Source organism: Nostoc sp. CCY 9925 (genome assembly GCF_963920935.1).
Taxonomy (GTDB): Bacteria; Cyanobacteriota; Cyanobacteriia; order Cyanobacteriales; family Nostocaceae; genus Nostoc.
Window position 1 is genome coordinate 42,869 of the sequence record NZ_CAWUDO010000008.1, and the last position, 17,951, is coordinate 60,819.

The following is a 17,951-nucleotide window of genomic DNA, read 5'->3' on the forward strand; positions in this document are numbered from 1 at the left end:
AAGCTTCTTACCCTCCCACACTCCCAATGCCCCTTGTTTAAACTTTCCCAAACCGCCGCTCCCGTTGCTGGTAGGCACACAAGGCGCGGTGAAATTCAGCGCGGTCAAAATCTGGCCACAAGGCATCGGTGATGTAAATTTCTCCGTAAGCCATTTGCCAGAGAAGGAAATTAGAAAGGCGCATTTCTCCACTTGTGCGGATTAACAAATCTGGGTCAGTAATTCCTGCTGTGTACAAGTGGCTTTCAAATACGTGTTCGTCAATTTCATCAGGTTGTAGTAGACCTTGCTGGACTTGTTTGGCGATCGCCCGACAAGCTTGTAAAATTTCTTGGCGTCCACCATAATTAGTTGCTATTGAAAATCGGATGGCGCGGTTGTTTTTGGTTTCTTCCATCGAACGAGAAATTTCTTGTTGGAGCGATCGTGGCAAGGCCTGTAAATTTCCCACAAACTTGATTTGCACGTTCTCGTCAACCATTTCCCGCAATTCTTGACGTAAAACTTTTTGGAAAAGAGTCATCAAAAAATCTACTTCTTCCTGGGGCCTTTTCCAGTTCTCGGTGGAAAAAGCATAAGCCGTTAGTGCCTGGATTCCCCAATCCTTGCAGCAACGAAGCAAATCCTTGAGAGCATCGACTCCTCGCTTATGACCCATAATGCGTGGTAGACCTTGACGTTTAGCCCACCGACCATTGCCATCCATAATCACTGCAACGTGCTGGGGTAATAGCTCTGGTTTCAAGTCCGTGGGCAAATCTTGGAGTTGAGTTTGTTGTACTGTCATTTTTTATCTCGAGAAGCGGTCGATGGTAATCCGAGTAAACGTGAAACCAATGCTAGTGCCTTTCCACCTATCTGACGAGCCAAGCTCAAAAGGCCAGGAGCAACAGCTTCCCGATCTACAGTTGGAGACAATAGAGCCTCTAACGACTCTTTGAGCTTGCGAATTGTCAGTGGTCTATTTAGGGTTCCCCGCTCCGCTAAGGAAATAGAACCCGTTTCTTCTGATACAACGACACAAATGCAATTTTCGACCCGCTCAGTAATTCCCATTGCCGCCCGGTGGCGTGTTCCCAGCTGGCGCGAGGCTGTGCGTCCCGAAAGTGGTAAAATTATACCCGATGCCACAATCCGCGAACCACGGATCAATGTCGCTCCATCGTGTAACAAAGTTTTCGGCTGAAAAATTGTCTGGATCAGTTCTTTAGAAACTTCCGCGTTTAGCTTTACTCCTGGCACAGAAAAATCCCGCTCATCAATTGGGCCTGTGGTTTCCAAAATTAGTAAAGCTCCAATGCGGTTTTTTGACAATTCTTTAACAGCTTCAACAATTTCATCAATTACACTATCAGATTTGGGGATTGCCAAGCGATCGGGTTGGAATAGCTGACGAAATTCGCCGCGCCCCAATTGCTCTAAAAACCGCCGAAACTCTGACTGGAGAGCAACTGCCATCGCCACAGCACAACCAATCACCAATTTTTCCAGAACAAAATTTAGCAGAGGTAGGCCGAATCTACCACTTAGTGCTGAGGCTAACATCAAAACAATGAATCCTCGCACCATCCATAGTGTCCGACGCTCACTAATAATAACTAGTATCATGTAGGTCAGCGCCAGCACTAATACAATATCCAGAGTCCCAAGCAGCAAGGACTGTGACCATCCCAGGTTTATCAGCCATTGCTTCCACCAATCTCTCATGACATCTGGATTACACTTTTGCCGCTAATTACAGTTAGTCATTAGTTATTAGTCTTCTCTTACAAAGTTCTGATGGTCGGAAACCTTTGCTCAGACTTTGCGCTTAGTCATTAGTCATTAAGCCGCGTCTACTTTGAAAACTGTAGTTTTTTGTTAGGTTTCAAAATACACAGGGTTACTTCCTGGCTAATGACCAACGATGAACAGAGAAGTCTGAGCCGAAGCTTCTGACCAAAACGCCCGAAGGGCGGCTTGTCAAAGACATCAGCACTTCGCAGACAAATGACTAAATTTTCAGTCTTTCCGGTAGGCGATCTTGTCGAATTAAGTCTTGATAAGTTTCACGTTGCAAAATTAAATTTGCTTCCCCATTCGCTACTACCACTGCTGCCGATCGCGGCAAGCGGTTGTAGTTAGATGCCATACTGTAATTGTACGCACCAGTTCCCATAACTACGAGAATATCTCCCGGTTCTGTCTTTGGGAGTAGGGCATTTTTAATCAGAATATCTCCAGATTCACAATGTTTACCAGCAATTGTGACGGTTTCGGTTAGTGGAGAGGACATTTTATTGCCAACCACTGCCCGATAAACTGATTCGTAAGTAATTGGACGGGGATTGTCAGACATTCCTCCATCAATTGCTACGTAGGTGCGAATTTCTGGGATAACTTTGGATGAACCAATAGTGTAGGCTGTAACGCAAGCTGTGGCAATTAGCGATCGCCCTGGTTCGCAAAGTAATTTTGGCAAAGGCAAATTTTCGGCTGCACAAGCTTCTTGAATTACCTCACAAATCGGCTTCACCCACTCTTCAATGCTAGGGGGATCGTCTGATTCTATATACTTAATCCCTAAACCACCACCGACATTTAACTCTGTCAAATTTAAACCATACTTTCTCGCATCACGGAACCACTGCACCATGAGAGCAGCTAAATCTCGATGCGGTTGGCGTTCAAAAATTTGGGAGCCAATATGAGCATGTAAGCCCACGCAGTTAAGGAGAGATTGTTTGCTGACAAAAGTAAATAATTCCTCTAGCTCATTTGGATCGAAGCCAAATTTACTATCTAGTTGCCCGGTGCGGATATATTCATGTGTGTGACATTCAATACCCGGAGTTAGACGCAACAAAAATCGAGGCTGTAGGTTAGGGGAATTTGCCGTCTCAACAATTTCTACCAAAGTGCGTAGCTCGTGCCAGTTATCCACCACAATAGTGCAACCGACTTCTGTGGCAAAAATCAATTCTTCACGAGATTTATTGTTGCTATGAAGATAAATTTTCTCAGGATTGACGCCTGCTTGCAGCGCAGTGTACAGTTCACCGCCTGATGCAACATCGATTCCTAAACCAACAGATGCAGCGATCGCGCAAACTGCTAAACAATTCCAAGCTTTTGAGGCATACAATACTTGAGATTCCCCTTTGTAGTATTGCTTAAAAGCATCCCGGTATTGCTGACAAGCCAAACGCAGGGTTTCTTCATCTAAAATATACAAAGGTGAACCAAACTGCTTAACTAGGGTTGTGACATCACACCCACCAATTTCCAAGAAGTCATGATTATGAACTCTGGCTGTTAAGGGTAAAAGTTCCTGATTAGGCGAGGAATTTGCTTTGCTGCTGCGCCTTTGAGGTAAATATTGACTTCCAGAATGTTGAACCCCAGTGGGGTGAGTCGATACCATAACTATAAATTAATTGTCCTTGTTCAAAATAGGGGGTGAGTAAGTCTCCCGTTTCCCAGTTTACAAAGGGTTTGCAATCTTATTCAATAAATGTGATCTTATTAGATTTAGAAATTCAATTACTCAACAAAGAGCATCTAAGTGCATTGCTGCAACTAGATCGAGATTGTTTTGGTGGTCTGTGGACAATGGAGGGTTACCAACGAGAGTTGGACAGTCCCAACAGCGATTTGCTGGGTTTGTTTTCCCCTGTCTCTAGTTCCAGACTGCTGGGAATGGGTTGCTTTTGGTCAATTTTAGAGGAAGCTCACATTACAATTTTGGCAGTTCATCCCCAATATCAGCGCCAAGGTTTAGGACAGGCTTTACTATATTCACTCATCAAAACAGCTTGCGATCGCGGTTTGGAGCGAGCCACCCTCGAAGTACGAGCTTCCAACTTAGGAGCTATATCTTTATATCAAAAATTTGGCTTCAAAACAGCAGGGCGGCGTCGGCGTTACTACCAAGATAACGGGGAAGATGCACTCGTTCTCTGGCTTTCAGACCTCCAACACCCCAAATTTCAAACAACTTTAGACCATTGGCATTCTATTGTTAGCGATGGCCTGAGCAAATCTTCTTGGCAGTTGGTTTTTAAAGGGAATGGGGCATAGGGCACTTGTACTGAGCGACGTGACTTGTGCTGACCGTAGCCGAAGTAGCGAACGCGAGTGCGTCTGGCAGAGAAGTCGAGGTAAGCCCAAGTATGGGGCATGGTATATGACAAATGCTTCAGCAAAAAACTGGAATTTTACTGTATCTAATCTTATTTAAATATTTGATATGAAAAAATTTTTCAATAAGTTTAATATATGTTAATTTTTGTATTTTGACATGAAAGAAGAAATATGTTAACAATAAATGTTTGGGATAAAGTAATAAACTCTTAAAATCAATAATTAACTATCTGTCATAAATCCCAAAAAGGCTGGTGAGCTAAAGCTCCTCAGTACACTAGCCAGATGAAAGTAGTCACAAGGTAGTAATTTCCGCATTAACCTACATCAGAAGCTTTGGATGTCTATAATCTGTTATACAGGCGTCCAAAAGCTTAGCCTGTGCTAAAATCAGCGTACCGGCACGACGCAGGTGATGGGATAAAGCCATGTTTGAACGCTTCACAGAAAAAGCCATTAAGGTAATCATGCTGGCCCAAGAAGAGGCCCGCCGTTTAGGCCACAATTTTGTCGGCACTGAGCAGATCCTCTTGGGTCTGATTGGTGAAGGCACCGGTGTGGCCGCGAAGGTGCTGAAATCAATGGGCGTCAATCTCAAAGATGCTCGGATTGAAGTTGAAAAAATTATAGGCCGGGGATCGGGCTTTGTGGCCGTGGAAATTCCGTTTACGCCACGGGCAAAGCGAGTTCTAGAACTCTCCTTGGAAGAAGCACGCCAACTGGGGCATAACTACATTGGCACCGAGCATCTGCTGTTGGGCCTAATCCGCGAAGGGGAAGGTGTAGCAGCCAGGGTGCTAGAAAACCTCGGTGTGGATCTATCTAAGGTAAGAACCCAAGTCATCCGCATGTTGGGAGAAACTGCTGAGGTTTCACCAGGCGGTTCATCAGGTCGCACAAAAACCCCGACTCTGGATGAATTTGGCTCGAACCTGACCCAAATGGCCACAGACAACAAACTCGATCCTGTAGTAGGACGCGCCAAAGAAATTGAGCGGGTGATTCAGATATTGGGTCGCCGGACAAAAAATAACCCAGTCCTGATTGGGGAACCAGGTGTTGGTAAAACCGCCATCGCTGAAGGTTTGGCTTCACGCATTGCCAACAAAGATGTCCCTGACATCCTGGAAGATAAACGCGTAGTCACACTGGATATCGGTTTGCTGGTAGCAGGTACTAAGTATCGGGGTGAATTTGAAGAACGCTTGAAAAAAATCATGGATGAAATCCGTTCTGCGGGTAATGTCATCCTGGTAATTGATGAAGTTCACACCCTAATTGGTGCAGGTGCGGCGGAAGGTGCCATCGACGCAGCAAATATCCTCAAGCCAGCTTTGGCCAGAGGTGAGTTGCAGTGCATCGGCGCAACAACCCTAGATGAATATCGTAAACACATCGAACGGGATGCAGCCCTAGAGCGCCGTTTCCAACCAGTAATGGTAGGCGAACCCAGTGTAGATGAAACAATTGAAATTTTATATGGTCTGCGCGATCGCTACGAGCAACACCACAAGCTGAAAATCTCCGACGAAGCATTGGTAGCAGCAGCGAAATTGTCAGACCGTTATATTAGCGATCGCTACCTCCCAGATAAAGCCATCGACTTGGTGGATGAAGCTGGTTCTCGGGTGCGCTTGATTAATTCCCAGCTTCCACCCGCAGCCAAGGAGTTAGACAAAGAACTGCGTCAAATCTTAAAAGAAAAAGATGATGCAGTACGCTCCCAGGACTTCGATAAAGCCGGAGAACTGCGCGATCGGGAGATGGAAATCAAAGCCGAAATCCGGGCGATCGCTCAAAGCAAGACCACTGCAACTGGCTCCGAACACGAAGAACCCGTAGTCACAGAAGAAGACATTGCCCATATTGTCGCTTCCTGGACTGGGGTACCGGTGAACAAACTCACCGAATCGGAATCTGAAAAGCTGCTGCACATGGAAGACACCTTGCACCAGCGTTTAATTGGTCAAGACGAGGCTGTGAAAGCAGTTTCACGTGCTATTCGTCGCGCTCGTGTCGGTTTGAAGAATCCCAATCGACCCATCGCTAGTTTTGTCTTCTCTGGGCCTACTGGTGTAGGTAAAACCGAATTAGCGAAATCTTTAGCTGCTTACTTCTTCGGTTCTGAAGAAGCCATGATCCGCTTAGATATGTCCGAATACATGGAGCGTCACACCGTCAGCAAGCTGATCGGTTCACCTCCAGGTTATGTTGGTTATAACGAAGGTGGTCAACTAACCGAAGCCGTGCGGCGGCGTCCTTACACCGTGGTGCTGTTCGACGAAATCGAAAAAGCACACCCCGATGTATTCAACATGTTGCTGCAAATTTTGGAAGACGGTCGGTTAACTGACGCCAAAGGTCGCACGGTGGACTTCAAGAACACCTTGCTGATTTTAACTTCCAATATTGGTTCTAAGGTAATTGAAAAAGGCGGCAGCGGTATTGGCTTTGAGTTCTCCGAAGATGTTACCGAATCAGCTTACAACCGAATTCGCTCTTTGGTGAACGAAGAATTGAAACAGTACTTCCGTCCAGAGTTCCTCAACCGACTCGATGAAATTATCGTCTTCCGTCAGTTGAGCAAGCCAGAGGTGACACAAATCGCCGAAATTATGCTCAAGGAAGTATTTGGTCGTCTAACAGAAAAAGGTATCACCTTAGAAGTCAGCGATCGCTTTAAGGATCGTTTGATTCAAGAAGGTTACAGTCCCAGCTACGGCGCAAGACCATTACGCCGAGCGATTATGCGCTTGTTAGAAGATAGCCTAGCAGAAGAAATTCTCTCAGGTCGCATCAAGGATGGCGATATAGCCTTAGTTGATGTTGATGAGAATGGTACTGTTCAAGTGAGCGCTCAAGAGCGTCGGGAATTGTTACCCCAAGGCGTTGAGTAAGATTGAAAATTTGGGATTTTAATCTCAAATAGAAAATTAGAAAACGGTAGAGTGTTTATTGCTCTACCGTTTTTTTGTGTGAAAATATCTGAGGTTGGATCAATTTTCTGTCTGTAAATTTAGACTTTAATAATCTGCTGCGAAATTTTAGAGAATTGGTATTACTGCTAGTGGCGTCAAACCGGTTGGTGTCACCCTGGTTAATGTCATCATTGGGTACATTCAAGAACCTCATGTTATACCAATTCACTAAAATCAAGCAACAGATACAAACTGTAAAATCCAGATGCCATATACCATTTGGGATTGAGAGACGTTCATTCCACAAAAAAAACTGTAGCGCATTCAATTAACAACCGCTACAGTTTTTAAATTGTCGCGTTTGTTGCCAGAATTAGGGCACCTCAATGGGAATCAAAGCATTTTCTGGGAAGTAGTTGCAAAAACGCCCTTCATCTGCAAGTACCAAAATCAGGCGCACGGGATAATCTGGCGGAACTTGCAAATCTGCCCACGGTACTGCCAACTCTAAACAAGTATTTAAAGCTGCTTGGGCGCGACTAGTGCGGGGATGCCATTGATAATTGTCTCCAGCTTCCCGAAAATAAATCGATTGCGTCAGTAAATTAATTTCCAGAAGATGGTGAAAATGGTAATTCATTGGCGCTGCATCTGGGACATCTGCCAAGGGAACTGGGCTATTGACCATTGTTTTATCTGGATAGTACCACAGCAAACTCAACTCTGTTGGCAAATCCCGCCCCGGTACAACACCACTTTTAAAATCCACTCGCAAATAGAAATTGAGGTGATCCACCCCATACCAAAGTCGCTGGACGAGGCTGCTATTGTGCATTGTTCCCCGCGCCCCGCCAATTTCTATGCGTCCAGCTTTGTCCCAATCTTGTTCATCACCTTTGCCATCAATGACTGGATGAATAAAACTTTGTGGGCGATGGTCTGCCTGTGCTTGGTGAACCTCCACTGGTTGTTTGAGATAGGGCGGTGCAGGTTCATTTAAGGCTTTGTAAATGCCAAGCAGATGTTCTCGAAACAACTGATCAAAGACGGCATCTTGATTTGAAGAGTGTCCTGCACCAAACCACCAGAACCAATCGGAACCTTCGGCAGCATACAAGGCTTCCCAAGCTTCTGGGTTATTTTCTTCTGTTGCTTCTGGATGACTCGCCAACATATTCCTGGCTTGTGTGAGGTAATCCCAAGCACGATTTTTAGCAGGATCGCCGATCCAGGTGGTGAAACTGCCATCCACCCAAGAACCGCTATGTAGTTGTCCTCCAGGGATGGTGGCTGTGGGTGGAAATTGTTCGATAAATTCAGAGACAGTGACGAGTTTGAGGTGGGGTTCGTTGCTGAAAGATTGATACAAAGCTTCTAGGAAGGGTTTGCCATCTTGGGGGTAATATTCCCAACAATTCTCGCCATCTAAAGCGATGGTGACTAGCCAAGGTTGTTGACTTTGGCTGTCTCTTTGCATTTTCGCGATCGCTTGCAAATGTCCTACTAAGTCCGCAGCTGCCTGTTTTGCTGGCATGGCGCTATAGGTAAAACCAATCAAATCTGATAATCTGTGGTCGCGAAACACAATTGACAAGTCACCCTCTGCGGTTTGCAGGCGATACGGTCGGTACAGAAGTTCTGGTTGTTCTACATTCCCTGCCCCATCCCGATGGAAAAAGTGTTTCAGCGTCCATCCCAAAACAGCTTCATCTGAGCATATCCACTTAAATCCTTGGTCAATAATATATGGAAGTATCTCTGGGCTGACTGACTGTTCTGAAGGCCACAAACCACGCGGCTTCTGTCCAAAGCGCTCTTTATAAAAGTCCCAAGCTTTCTTCAAGTGACGCGGGATATCTTCTGCCCACTTAAAACGCTGCTCAGGTAATGTCATATTTGGCACAGCTACCCGACCAGAATTAGTATCAGCTAGCAAAGGTAAAATCGGGTGAGTGTAGGGCGTGGTAGTAATTTCTAACTGTCCCGTCTCCTGCATTTTCCGATGTTGGGGGATAATCCGACTGAGGATTTCTCGCTGTTTGGAATAAATGCGCTGGCGATCGCTTAAAGTAAAATTTCGACCCTGCTTTAACCAAGTGGCAATTTGCGGGTCATCCCAAAACAGCGGATCGATCCAAGCCAAATTGTGCCAAGCCAGCAAATCACCATAATCTGACAATTCCCAATTTGCCAAACACCAACTTGCTCCTTTTTCCTGCCTTTGGTGATACAACTCGGCATAGCGCGGATGAGGATCGATTAGGGTGTGGTGATTGGCATCAAAAAAGTGTTGAATAATAAATTCCCGCTGTTGCTGGCTGAGTTGTTCATCTGGTGTCAAGCTAGCCGTGAGGTAAGGGTCAAAAGCAGTGCCAGCAATATAATCTTCTAGTTGCAATATCAACGATGGTACTAAATTCACCGTTTGGTGTAACTTAGGATACCGTTCTAGGATTAATATCAAATCCAAATAATCTTTAGTGCCATGCAAACGTACCCAAGGTAAGCGGTACTGTTGGCTAGAAGATAGCGAAACGCCGCTGCCAGGAGATTTGTACAGCGGCTGATGTTGATGCCAGATAAAAGCGACGTAGAGGGGATGGGACATAAGGAGTGATTAGGAATTGGGGATTAGGGATTGGGGATTGGGGATTGGGAACTAGGTATTAATGATAAATTATGAATGAATAAATGCATTGTTCCTCATTCAATACCGATCGTTAATTATTCCTAGTACCCAGTCACCAGCCCCCAGTCCCCAGTCCCTAAATGACTTGTTCAACTTCTTCAATTTCGGGAATCATTTCCCGCAGGCGGCGTTCAATACCCATTCTCAAAGTCATTGTAGAACTTGGGCAAGAACCACAAGCGCCTTGCAACCGCAGTTTGACAATCGGGCCATCGAGTTCTACAAGTTCCACATTGCCGCCATCAGAGATGAGATAAGGGCGCATTTCATCTAAGACTGTTTCAACGTTGTCAGTTGTTAGTTCCATAGTTTTAGACCTACTCAGTTAGGGATGGGCATTGGAAGAGGCAGGGGGCACAGGGGCAGACGAGAAAGATTTGTAGCAACTTTTCCTTGGCTCCCCACTCTATGTACGTTAAGCGTCGTCACTCATTACCCATTATCCAAAATTTTATTTTCCAGCTTTCTTAAATAGATCCTAAATCTAATTGCCACTAGATTGTCAGTTGTCAATTTTTAATGACTGGTAAAGGCGAGTGTGTGGATTGGGAGTGCTGAGTTAGGAGACGCGATTAACCCTTGTCTGTACAAGAGTGAGAAGTTAGGAATTCTCCCCTCTGCCCCTGGAGCCTCTTCCAATGCCCATCCCTAACTTAACACTCAACACTAGGCACTTTTTGTAGAACCGCTATCATTAGATGAAACTATCACCGGTTGTTGATATAGTGGCACGGTGAATGTAACTGTGGAACCGAGTCCTTCGCCGAGACTGTAGAAATGTACTTCACCACCCATTGCTTCCACTAGCTTCTGGGAAATTGCCAGTCCTAAACCTGTGCCGCCATATTGCCGAGTACGGGAGCCATCCACCTGAGAAAATAATTGAAACAGTTTATCTTGTTTGTCCAAGGAAACACCAATTCCAGTGTCTGCTACACGCACTCTCACCATACCCGGAAATTGCTGTCCTTGAAACTGCGGCTTTGCCTTTTTGAGTACTAAATCGGCGCTGACGGTGATGCCGCCTTCATGAGTAAATTTGATGGCATTGTTCACCAAATTCAGCATCACTTGTAGCAACCGTTGGTAATTACTTTGAACGATGATTTCATCGGAGGTGGCTGGCATTTGCATCTGGAAGCTGAGGTTTTTCATCTCTGCTTGAGGACGCATGAAATTTTCTACATCAGTGAAGAGTTCACCTAGCTTGACTGGAGCGTAAGCTAGTTCCATTTTGCCAGCTTCAATTTTAGCAATGTCTAAAATATCGTTGATGATATTTAGCAGATGTATTGATAAGTGATGAGCTTCTTCTAAAAACTGATTTTGTTCTTCTGGGTCATCTGCCATACCTTCCAAAATCAGCTTTAAAAAGCCAATCATCCCGTTGAGGGGGGTGCGAATTTCGTGGGATACATTGGCGAGAAACTCGCTTTTGAGGCGGGAGGCGTCTTCAGCTTTTTGACGCGCTGCTTCTAATTCTTTATATAAAGTAGCATGAGCGATCGCTGTTCCTAATTGATCCGCTGCTTCTTTTGCTAATTCTAGTTCCGATTCTGTTAACGTGTAGCATTCATCTTGCCAACTCAAAACAACCAATCCATTGGCTTGGTCTTGATAGCAAGTCGCAACTACCAAAGTTTTATGCTGCCTGGAATCAGTGTATCCAGACACGTTCATGACAACTGGTTCTAAGGTTGTTAATGCCTGAGTAAAGGCCGGTTCAGAAGCTATATCTATTTCTGAGCCAATCAGTGAGGTAAGTTCTGGCTGGTGATACTCAGCCTTAACTTCTACTTTTGTACTACAAGACTGATAAGGACAAATAATGCAGCGTTCTAGCCGGAGTGCTTTTCCCAAGCTGTCAACTGTTTGCTGCCAAATAATGTCTAAATCCAATGTCCGCCGAATATTTCTCGTAATCCGATTTACCAGTTTTTGATGTTGTTGCGAACGTAAAGCCGACTCTATTTGTGCGGAGGTTTTTGCTCCCCCACCCATTTGTTTTTTGTTGAGTGTAGCTTGCACTAACCGTCCCATCACTAAAACTGTAGTGGCAGGCGTTCCCAAACTTGGCATAATCGGACTGATTACTAAGTCCAACTCAAATAATTCCTGATGATAGCTAAACCAGCACTGAAACCTTTCTGGCACCAAACTTGTCAAAATTCGGTGTAATCGTTCCAAATAGGCAACCTTATCCACGGGAGCAAAGATTTGAGCCTGGTTGAGTTCATCAACTATTTTTTCGGTCTTTAACCCCAGGAGTTCGCTGTGCTGCCAACAAAAGGTCAGATAGCGCCCTGCCCCATCTTGCGTGTACACCAACTCGGCTCCCAGAGTTGGCAATGAGCCATCAGTTTTACTGGTAATAGATTCCAGATTTTGAGAAAAAATATTCGGCAATTGGGAATTGGCAGTAATAGTCATTAATTGAGTTGGATAGACAAAGGGTATCCGACCGGGATTTTACCAAAGCTGTTCAAATTTTGGCATAAATTTTTACAGCTTTTCCATTTTTGATTGGGTATTTCTTGGTGTTTTCAAATTTAAGTTGGCAAACTTTACTTTTGTTAAGTAGTATTGACAGCTAATTGATGATGTCAATCGTTCCACTCACCCCGAGGAGGAACAGGAGTACGCACAGGCGTGCGAGTCAGTTCATCATCTCTTAGTATTTCGCCGCGCAACCACTGGCGAATTGCCACCTCAATCACTTTGCTTGGATCGTTAGTGAGATGTTGAATTTGCTCTAGTAATTCTGAGTCTAAGCGGACGGCAATTTCTACCTTATCGGCTCGTGTGTTTTCCGCGTCGGTAGGTTTGTGTTGCATATTCATAGGTTTATATACTCTGAATTGGTTTTGTTTAAAGCTTTGTAAAGTAGTTATATTCATAATTTGGGCTAATTCACTTAAGAGTCTTCAAGGGTACAGTTACATAGTTCCCCGAAATAGCACCAAAGTAACAGCTTTAAATTTTAGGTCGCATTTTTCATATAACTGACTAGACAAGAGCTTTCTAGAAGTTTTGCCGATGAATCAGTGACTCCGGACAATTACGGGTGGCAATTGCCCACGATCCCTACATGTACTTATTTACATTTATTGTACGCTTCCAGCTGATGAATACTAGCACCGACAAATAGACTTTCATAATATTCTTAAATGTCCACCTATTTATATGCAAAGTTAAAGATGGGGTGAAGAGGGGACTATTGGGTAGGGGAAAAGGTTAAAGGGAAAAGGGAAAAGGAATAAATTTAATCTTTCCCCTTTTCCCCTTACCCCTTTCCCTTTCCCCTTGTCCTCTTCCTATGCCCCATGCCTACTAAAACCAAGAGCGTCTTGGCTAAGAAAGCATTAAAATACATTAAGTAAATTGGTCTTTTAACTTTGGTTGCTGCTAAGGCAAAGATAGTATATGACTGACGTTCCCGCAGTTCGCATTCGCAATTTCTGTATTATTGCTCACATTGACCACGGGAAATCAACCCTCGCCGATCGCTTGCTACAAGCCACTGGCACTGTTGAAGACCGACAGATGAAGGAACAGTTTCTCGACAATATGGATTTGGAACGGGAGCGCGGCATTACCATTAAGCTGCAAGCTGCCCGGATGAATTACACAGCCAAGGATGGTCAGCAATATGTCCTGAACTTAATTGATACTCCAGGACATGTGGATTTCTCCTATGAAGTCTCCCGTTCTCTTGTTGCTTGTGAAGGAGCGTTATTGGTTGTAGATGCGTCCCAAGGTGTGGAGGCGCAAACTTTGGCAAATGTATATTTAGCGTTAGAAAATAACCTGGAAATTATCCCAGTTCTGAATAAAATTGATTTGCCAGGGGCTGAACCAGAACGCGTAATTGGCGAAATTGAAGAAATTATCGGTCTAGATTGTAGTGGTGCGATTCTCGCTTCTGCTAAAGAAGGAATTGGTATTGATGAGATTTTAGAAGCAGTTGTCGAGCGGATACCGCCACCACCCAATACGATAAATGAACGCTTAAGGGCGTTAATTTTTGATAGTTATTACGACAGCTATCGAGGAGTAATTGTATATTTCCGGGTGATGGATGGCACATTGAAAAAAGGCGATCGCATCCATTTAATGGCATCCGGTAAAGAATTTGAAATTGATGAGTTGGGTGTTCTTTCTCCCACCCAAAAGCAAGTTGATGAACTCCACGCCGGGGAAGTAGGCTATTTGGGAGCGGCAATTAAAGCTGTAGCTGATGCACGGGTAGGAGACACAATTACCCTGAGTAAAGCCAAAGCAGAGACACCCTTACCTGGCTACGCAGAAGCCAACCCGATGGTTTTTTGCGGTATGTTCCCCATTGATGCTGACCAATTTGAAGACTTGCGAGAAGCCTTAGAAAAGTTGGAACTCAACGACGCAGCGCTGCATTACGAACCAGAAACTTCTAGTGCCATGGGGTTTGGTTTTCGTTGCGGCTTCTTGGGGTTGCTACACATGGAAATTGTCCAAGAACGTCTAGAGCGAGAATATAACCTAGATTTAATCATTACAGCACCCTCAGTGGTTTATAAAGTCATAACCATCAAAGGTGAGGAACTGTACATCGATAATCCTAGTCGTTTACCTTCTCCCAACGAACGCGAAAGAATTGAAGAACCCTACGTCAAAGTAGAAATGATTACGCCGGAAACCTACGTCGGTACGTTGATGGAGTTATCACAAAACAGACGTGGGATTTTCAAAGATATGAAATATCTTACCCAAGGACGAACCACACTTACGTATGAGTTACCCTTGGCAGAAGTTGTCACCGACTTTTTTGACCAAATGAAATCGCGATCGCGCGGTTATGCCAGTATGGAATATCACCTCATCGGCTACCGGGAAAATCCGCTGGTGAAGCTAGATATTATGATCAACGGCGATCCTGTGGATTCTTTGGCGATGATTGTCCATCGAGATAAAGCTTACAACGTCGGGCGATCGATGGCAGAAAAACTCAAAGAATTGATTCCCCGCCATCAATTTAAAGTGCCAATTCAAGCCTCTATTGGCAGTAAAGTGATTGCCAGCGAACACATTCCTGCTTTGCGGAAAGATGTGCTAGCAAAATGTTACGGTGGTGATATCAGCCGTAAGAAGAAACTTTTACAAAAGCAGGCAAAAGGTAAAAAGCGAATGAAATCCGTAGGTACAGTAGATGTACCCCAGGAAGCTTTTATGGCAGTACTGCGGTTAGATCAAAGCTAATTCAATTTGCTTAATCTTCAAAGATGATTAGCTGCTTGCAGCTACATCTTAAATCTCTGCCAACAGCAGGCTAAACTGTAAATGTTTCAGCTTGTTGTTGGCAGATTTTGTTTTTAGAACTTAGAGTTTTTAGCAGAGAAACCCTACTAGCTGGAGACTAACTTGATGTTAGCTCAGTGGTTCAAAGAATGTGCTGCTAATGCAGGATTTCTAACATTGGCAATTTATACTTTATTGTAGAAATTCAAAACATTATGAATCGCAAGCAGGCGGAAGAAAAAGTCTCTGAAGCAGAACAAAAGTATCGCACCCTAATAGAACAAATTCCGGGTGTTGTCTATATTTCACCGATTAATACTACTGCGAAAGTTGCTTATATTAGTCCGCAACTGCAACAATTATTAGGCATTGCCCCCGAAGATTGGAATCATGTTTTCTTTAATAGTTGGTTAGGGAGCACTCATCCAGACGATCGCGATCGCTTTTGGCAAGCTGTAAATACTACAATCTCTACCGGAGAACCCTTGAACATTGAGTATCGGATGATTAGGCACGATGGCAGAATTATTTGGGTACGCAACCAAGCTAATCTCATTCTCTGTGTAGATGGACAAACTCAGGTACTTCAGGGTTTAGTGTTTGATATCAGCGAACGCAAACAGGTAGAAGCAGCACTACAAGAAAGCGAAGCTCGTTATCGTGCCATTCTCGAAGACCAAACCGAACTGATTGCTCGAGGCTTACCTGATGGCACTGTTAGTTTCGTTAACGAAGCTTTTTGTCGATTTTTTGGACTCAAACGAGAAGAATTTATCGCCCAACACTACGAACCCATTGTGTTTAAAGAAGACCGAGAATATGTGTTTAATCTAGTCAATTCCATCAGCTTAGAAAATCCCGTTGTCAGTTTTGAAAATCGGGTTTTAGCTTGCCAAGAAGTGCGTTGGGCACAGTGGAATGTTCGAGGTATATTTGATGACGAAGGTAATCTTGTAGAGCTGCAATCGGTGGGACGAGATATTACCGATCGCAAATACGCAGAACAAGCCTTAAGTCAAAATGAACAAAAATTCCGTGCGATCTTCAATCAAACTATTCAGTTTATGGGATTGCTTCAAGCGAATGGAATTGTCTTAGAAGCCAATCAAACAGCACTGGATTTTGCGGGAATTACACGAGAAGAAGTCGTCGGTAAACTATTTTGGGAAGCAAAATGGTGGACAATTTCTCCGGATACACAAGCACAATTAAAAAATGCGATCGCCGCCGCAGCCAATGGTGAATTTATTCGCTATGAAGTTGATATTTGGGGTCGAGAAGATCGAGTTATCACTATTGATTTTTCACTACGCCCCATAGTTGATGAAACAGGGCGTGTAACAGTAATAATTTCAGAGGGACGAGATATTAGTGAATGGCAAGCCGCCCTGCGCGAACGCCACAAAGCTGAAGAAGCATTGCGCTCAAGTCAAGACTTTTTACAAAAAGTTGCTAATACTGTACCGCATATTTTATATTTATTTGACCTGTTACAAGGAACAAGCATTTATCTTAACCAGCAAAGTGTTACAGTTTTAGGCTATTCTCCAGAGGAAATTTGTCAAGCAGATCCGCAATGGTTCATGAATTGCTTTCATCCAGACGACCAACACCTCTGCTATGACTTACCAAGTCGCTTCGCCAATCTCAGGGACAATGAAGTTCTGTCCACCGAATACCGATTCCGCCACAAAAATGGCGAGTGGCGTTGGCTGAATACACGAGAAGTCGTATTTGCTAGAGATGCTAACGGCACTCCCACGCAGATTCTTGGCTCAGTAGAAGATATTAGCACTCGCAAACAAGCTGAAGCTATGCTACGACAACAAGCGACAGGGGAGAGGCTAATTAGTGAAGTGACTCAACAGATTCGGCGATCGCTAAATTTAGAAGAGGTTTTAAATACAACGGTCAATAGTATTCGGGAGTGTTTGCGTTCAGATTGTGTAGCTATTTACCAGTTAGCAGCTGATGGCAGTGGTTGTTTTGCAGCGGCATCCGTGGCTGATGGTTATCCTCAGCAATTAAGACAGACAATTCTGCCATTTTGCATTCAAGAAAATTTTAGCCATTATTATCAGGGATTACCCACAATTTTAGATGATATTCAGCAGTCTGATTTTTGCACCGATGTTTTTGAGTTATTGCAACTTTATCAGGTGAAGGCTGCGATGGTAGTGCCGATTTTGAATGGCGAGCATTTGTGGGGTTTGCTAATTACTTACCAATGTGCCACACCTCGTAATTGGCAGCCATTTGAAGTTAATTTGTTGCAGCAATTAGCTTCTCAAGTAGCGATCGGTATTCATCAATCAGTACTTTACCAGCGGCTACAAGCCGCCAACGAAGAATTACAAAGATTAGCTACCTTAGATGGCTTGACTCAAATAGCCAATCGCCGCCGATTTGATGAGTATCTCGAAACTGAATGGCATCGACTCAAACGGGAGAAGATGCCGCTGTCGTTAATTTTGTTCGATGTTGATTTTTTTAAACCCTACAATGACACCTACGGTCATTTAGCAGGAGATAATTGTTTACAGCGAATTGCCAGTGCGCTCCTAAGTATTGTTAAGCGTCCAGCAGATTTAGTAGCCCGTTATGGCGGAGAAGAATTTGCTGTAATTTTGCCGAATACAGAGATTAAAGGCGCAATTCATCTAGCTCAAGCAATTCGACAAGCAGTACGCAACTTAGCGATTCCCCATGCTCAATCTAGCGTGTGTGACTATGTAACCGTCAGTGTCGGCGTTGTCAGTACTGTGCCAAATGGCGAGATGTCGCCGCAAGACTTGATTAATGAAGCCGACAAAGCACTTTATACAGCTAAACAACAAGGACGCGATCGAGTTCGTGCTGTTTGCTGTTCACTTATTTAGTGTGGGCATTGGGCATAGGGCATGGGAGGTGTGGGAGGATGGGGAAGAAATCTTTCCCCCCCACTCCCC

General features: G+C 44.3%; 11 protein-coding genes. 4 read left to right on the forward strand and 7 right to left on the reverse strand.

What is annotated here, in order from left to right:
- Window positions 1-37: 37 nt before the first annotated feature.
- The 3 genes from ACM0OY_RS06590 to lysA all read right to left on the reverse strand — a co-directional run bounded on the left by ACM0OY_RS06590 (window position 38) and on the right by lysA (window position 3,403).
- Complete coding sequence (locus tag ACM0OY_RS06590) at window positions 38-787, reverse strand: isoprenyl transferase (protein WP_414568059.1); 750 nt, start codon at window positions 785-787, stop codon at window positions 38-40.
- Window positions 784-1,707 (reverse strand): diadenylate cyclase CdaA, encoded by a 924-nt coding sequence (gene cdaA, locus ACM0OY_RS06595; RefSeq protein WP_414568060.1) that lies wholly within the window; start codon window positions 1,705-1,707, stop codon window positions 784-786. The genes ACM0OY_RS06590 and cdaA overlap by 4 nt, the downstream gene beginning before the upstream one ends.
- A gap of 286 nt (window positions 1,708-1,993) precedes the next feature.
- Window positions 1,994-3,403, reverse strand: a complete 1,410-nt coding sequence (gene lysA / locus ACM0OY_RS06600) for a diaminopimelate decarboxylase (protein ID WP_414568061.1) — start codon at window positions 3,401-3,403, stop codon at window positions 1,994-1,996.
- 92 nt (window positions 3,404-3,495) lie between these two features.
- Between lysA and rimI the strand changes: the two genes are divergently transcribed.
- Together rimI and ACM0OY_RS06610 are read left to right on the forward strand one after the other, a co-directional pair.
- On the forward strand, window positions 3,496-4,059 hold the full coding sequence (gene rimI / locus ACM0OY_RS06605) for a ribosomal protein S18-alanine N-acetyltransferase (protein WP_414568062.1): 564 nt from the start codon (window positions 3,496-3,498) through the stop codon (window positions 4,057-4,059).
- Window positions 4,060-4,550: 491 nt separating this feature from the next.
- Complete coding sequence (locus ACM0OY_RS06610) at window positions 4,551-7,019, forward strand: ATP-dependent Clp protease ATP-binding subunit (RefSeq protein WP_414568063.1); 2,469 nt, start codon at window positions 4,551-4,553, stop codon at window positions 7,017-7,019.
- 394 nt (window positions 7,020-7,413) lie between these two features.
- Here ACM0OY_RS06610 and ACM0OY_RS06615 read toward each other — a convergent pair whose 3' ends face one another.
- The 4 genes from ACM0OY_RS06615 to ACM0OY_RS06630 all read right to left on the reverse strand — a co-directional run bounded on the left by ACM0OY_RS06615 (window position 7,414) and on the right by ACM0OY_RS06630 (window position 12,569).
- The gene (locus ACM0OY_RS06615) at window positions 7,414-9,648 is read right to left on the reverse strand and encodes a glycoside hydrolase (RefSeq protein WP_414568064.1); all 2,235 of its coding nucleotides are present in this window, start codon (window positions 9,646-9,648) and stop codon (window positions 7,414-7,416) included.
- Window positions 9,649-9,805: 157 nt separating this feature from the next.
- Window positions 9,806-10,036 carry a NifU family protein gene (locus ACM0OY_RS06620; RefSeq protein ID WP_414568065.1) on the reverse strand — a complete coding sequence of 77 codons (231 nt, stop codon included), beginning with the start codon at window positions 10,034-10,036 and terminating at the stop codon, window positions 9,806-9,808.
- A gap of 359 nt (window positions 10,037-10,395) precedes the next feature.
- Window positions 10,396-12,159, reverse strand: a complete 1,764-nt coding sequence (locus tag ACM0OY_RS06625) for an ATP-binding protein (RefSeq protein WP_414568066.1) — start codon at window positions 12,157-12,159, stop codon at window positions 10,396-10,398.
- Between the two features lie 173 nt (window positions 12,160-12,332).
- The gene (locus ACM0OY_RS06630) at window positions 12,333-12,569 is read right to left on the reverse strand and encodes a hypothetical protein (RefSeq protein WP_414568067.1); all 237 of its coding nucleotides are present in this window, start codon (window positions 12,567-12,569) and stop codon (window positions 12,333-12,335) included.
- 583 nt (window positions 12,570-13,152) lie between these two features.
- Here ACM0OY_RS06630 and lepA point away from each other — a divergent pair.
- Both lepA and ACM0OY_RS06640 read left to right on the forward strand, forming a co-directional pair.
- Window positions 13,153-14,964 carry a translation elongation factor 4 gene (gene lepA, locus ACM0OY_RS06635; RefSeq protein ID WP_414568068.1) on the forward strand — a complete coding sequence of 604 codons (1,812 nt, stop codon included), beginning with the start codon at window positions 13,153-13,155 and terminating at the stop codon, window positions 14,962-14,964.
- Window positions 14,965-15,218: 254 nt separating this feature from the next.
- Window positions 15,219-17,882 carry a PAS domain S-box protein gene (locus tag ACM0OY_RS06640; protein ID WP_414568069.1) on the forward strand — a complete coding sequence of 888 codons (2,664 nt, stop codon included), beginning with the start codon at window positions 15,219-15,221 and terminating at the stop codon, window positions 17,880-17,882.
- The last annotated feature ends 69 nt before the right edge of the window (window positions 17,883-17,951 follow it).

Coding starts and splice junctions, on each gene's coding strand:
- ACM0OY_RS06590 (WP_414568059.1), bottom strand. CDS start 787: ATGACAGTACAACAAACTCAACTCCAAGATTTGCCCACGGACTTGAAA.
- cdaA (WP_414568060.1), bottom strand. CDS start 1,707: ATGAGAGATTGGTGGAAGCAATGGCTGATAAACCTGGGATGGTCACAG.
- lysA (WP_414568061.1), bottom strand. CDS start 3,403: ATGGTATCGACTCACCCCACTGGGGTTCAACATTCTGGAAGTCAATAT.
- ACM0OY_RS06610 (WP_414568063.1), top strand. CDS start 4,551: ATGTTTGAACGCTTCACAGAAAAAGCCATTAAGGTAATCATGCTGGCC.
- ACM0OY_RS06615 (WP_414568064.1), bottom strand. CDS start 9,648: ATGTCCCATCCCCTCTACGTCGCTTTTATCTGGCATCAACATCAGCCG.
- ACM0OY_RS06620 (WP_414568065.1), bottom strand. CDS start 10,036: ATGGAACTAACAACTGACAACGTTGAAACAGTCTTAGATGAAATGCGC.
- ACM0OY_RS06625 (WP_414568066.1), bottom strand. CDS start 12,159: ATGACTATTACTGCCAATTCCCAATTGCCGAATATTTTTTCTCAAAAT.
- ACM0OY_RS06630 (WP_414568067.1), bottom strand. CDS start 12,569: ATGAATATGCAACACAAACCTACCGACGCGGAAAACACACGAGCCGAT.
- lepA (WP_414568068.1), top strand. CDS start 13,153: ATGACTGACGTTCCCGCAGTTCGCATTCGCAATTTCTGTATTATTGCT.
- ACM0OY_RS06640 (WP_414568069.1), top strand. CDS start 15,219: ATGAATCGCAAGCAGGCGGAAGAAAAAGTCTCTGAAGCAGAACAAAAG.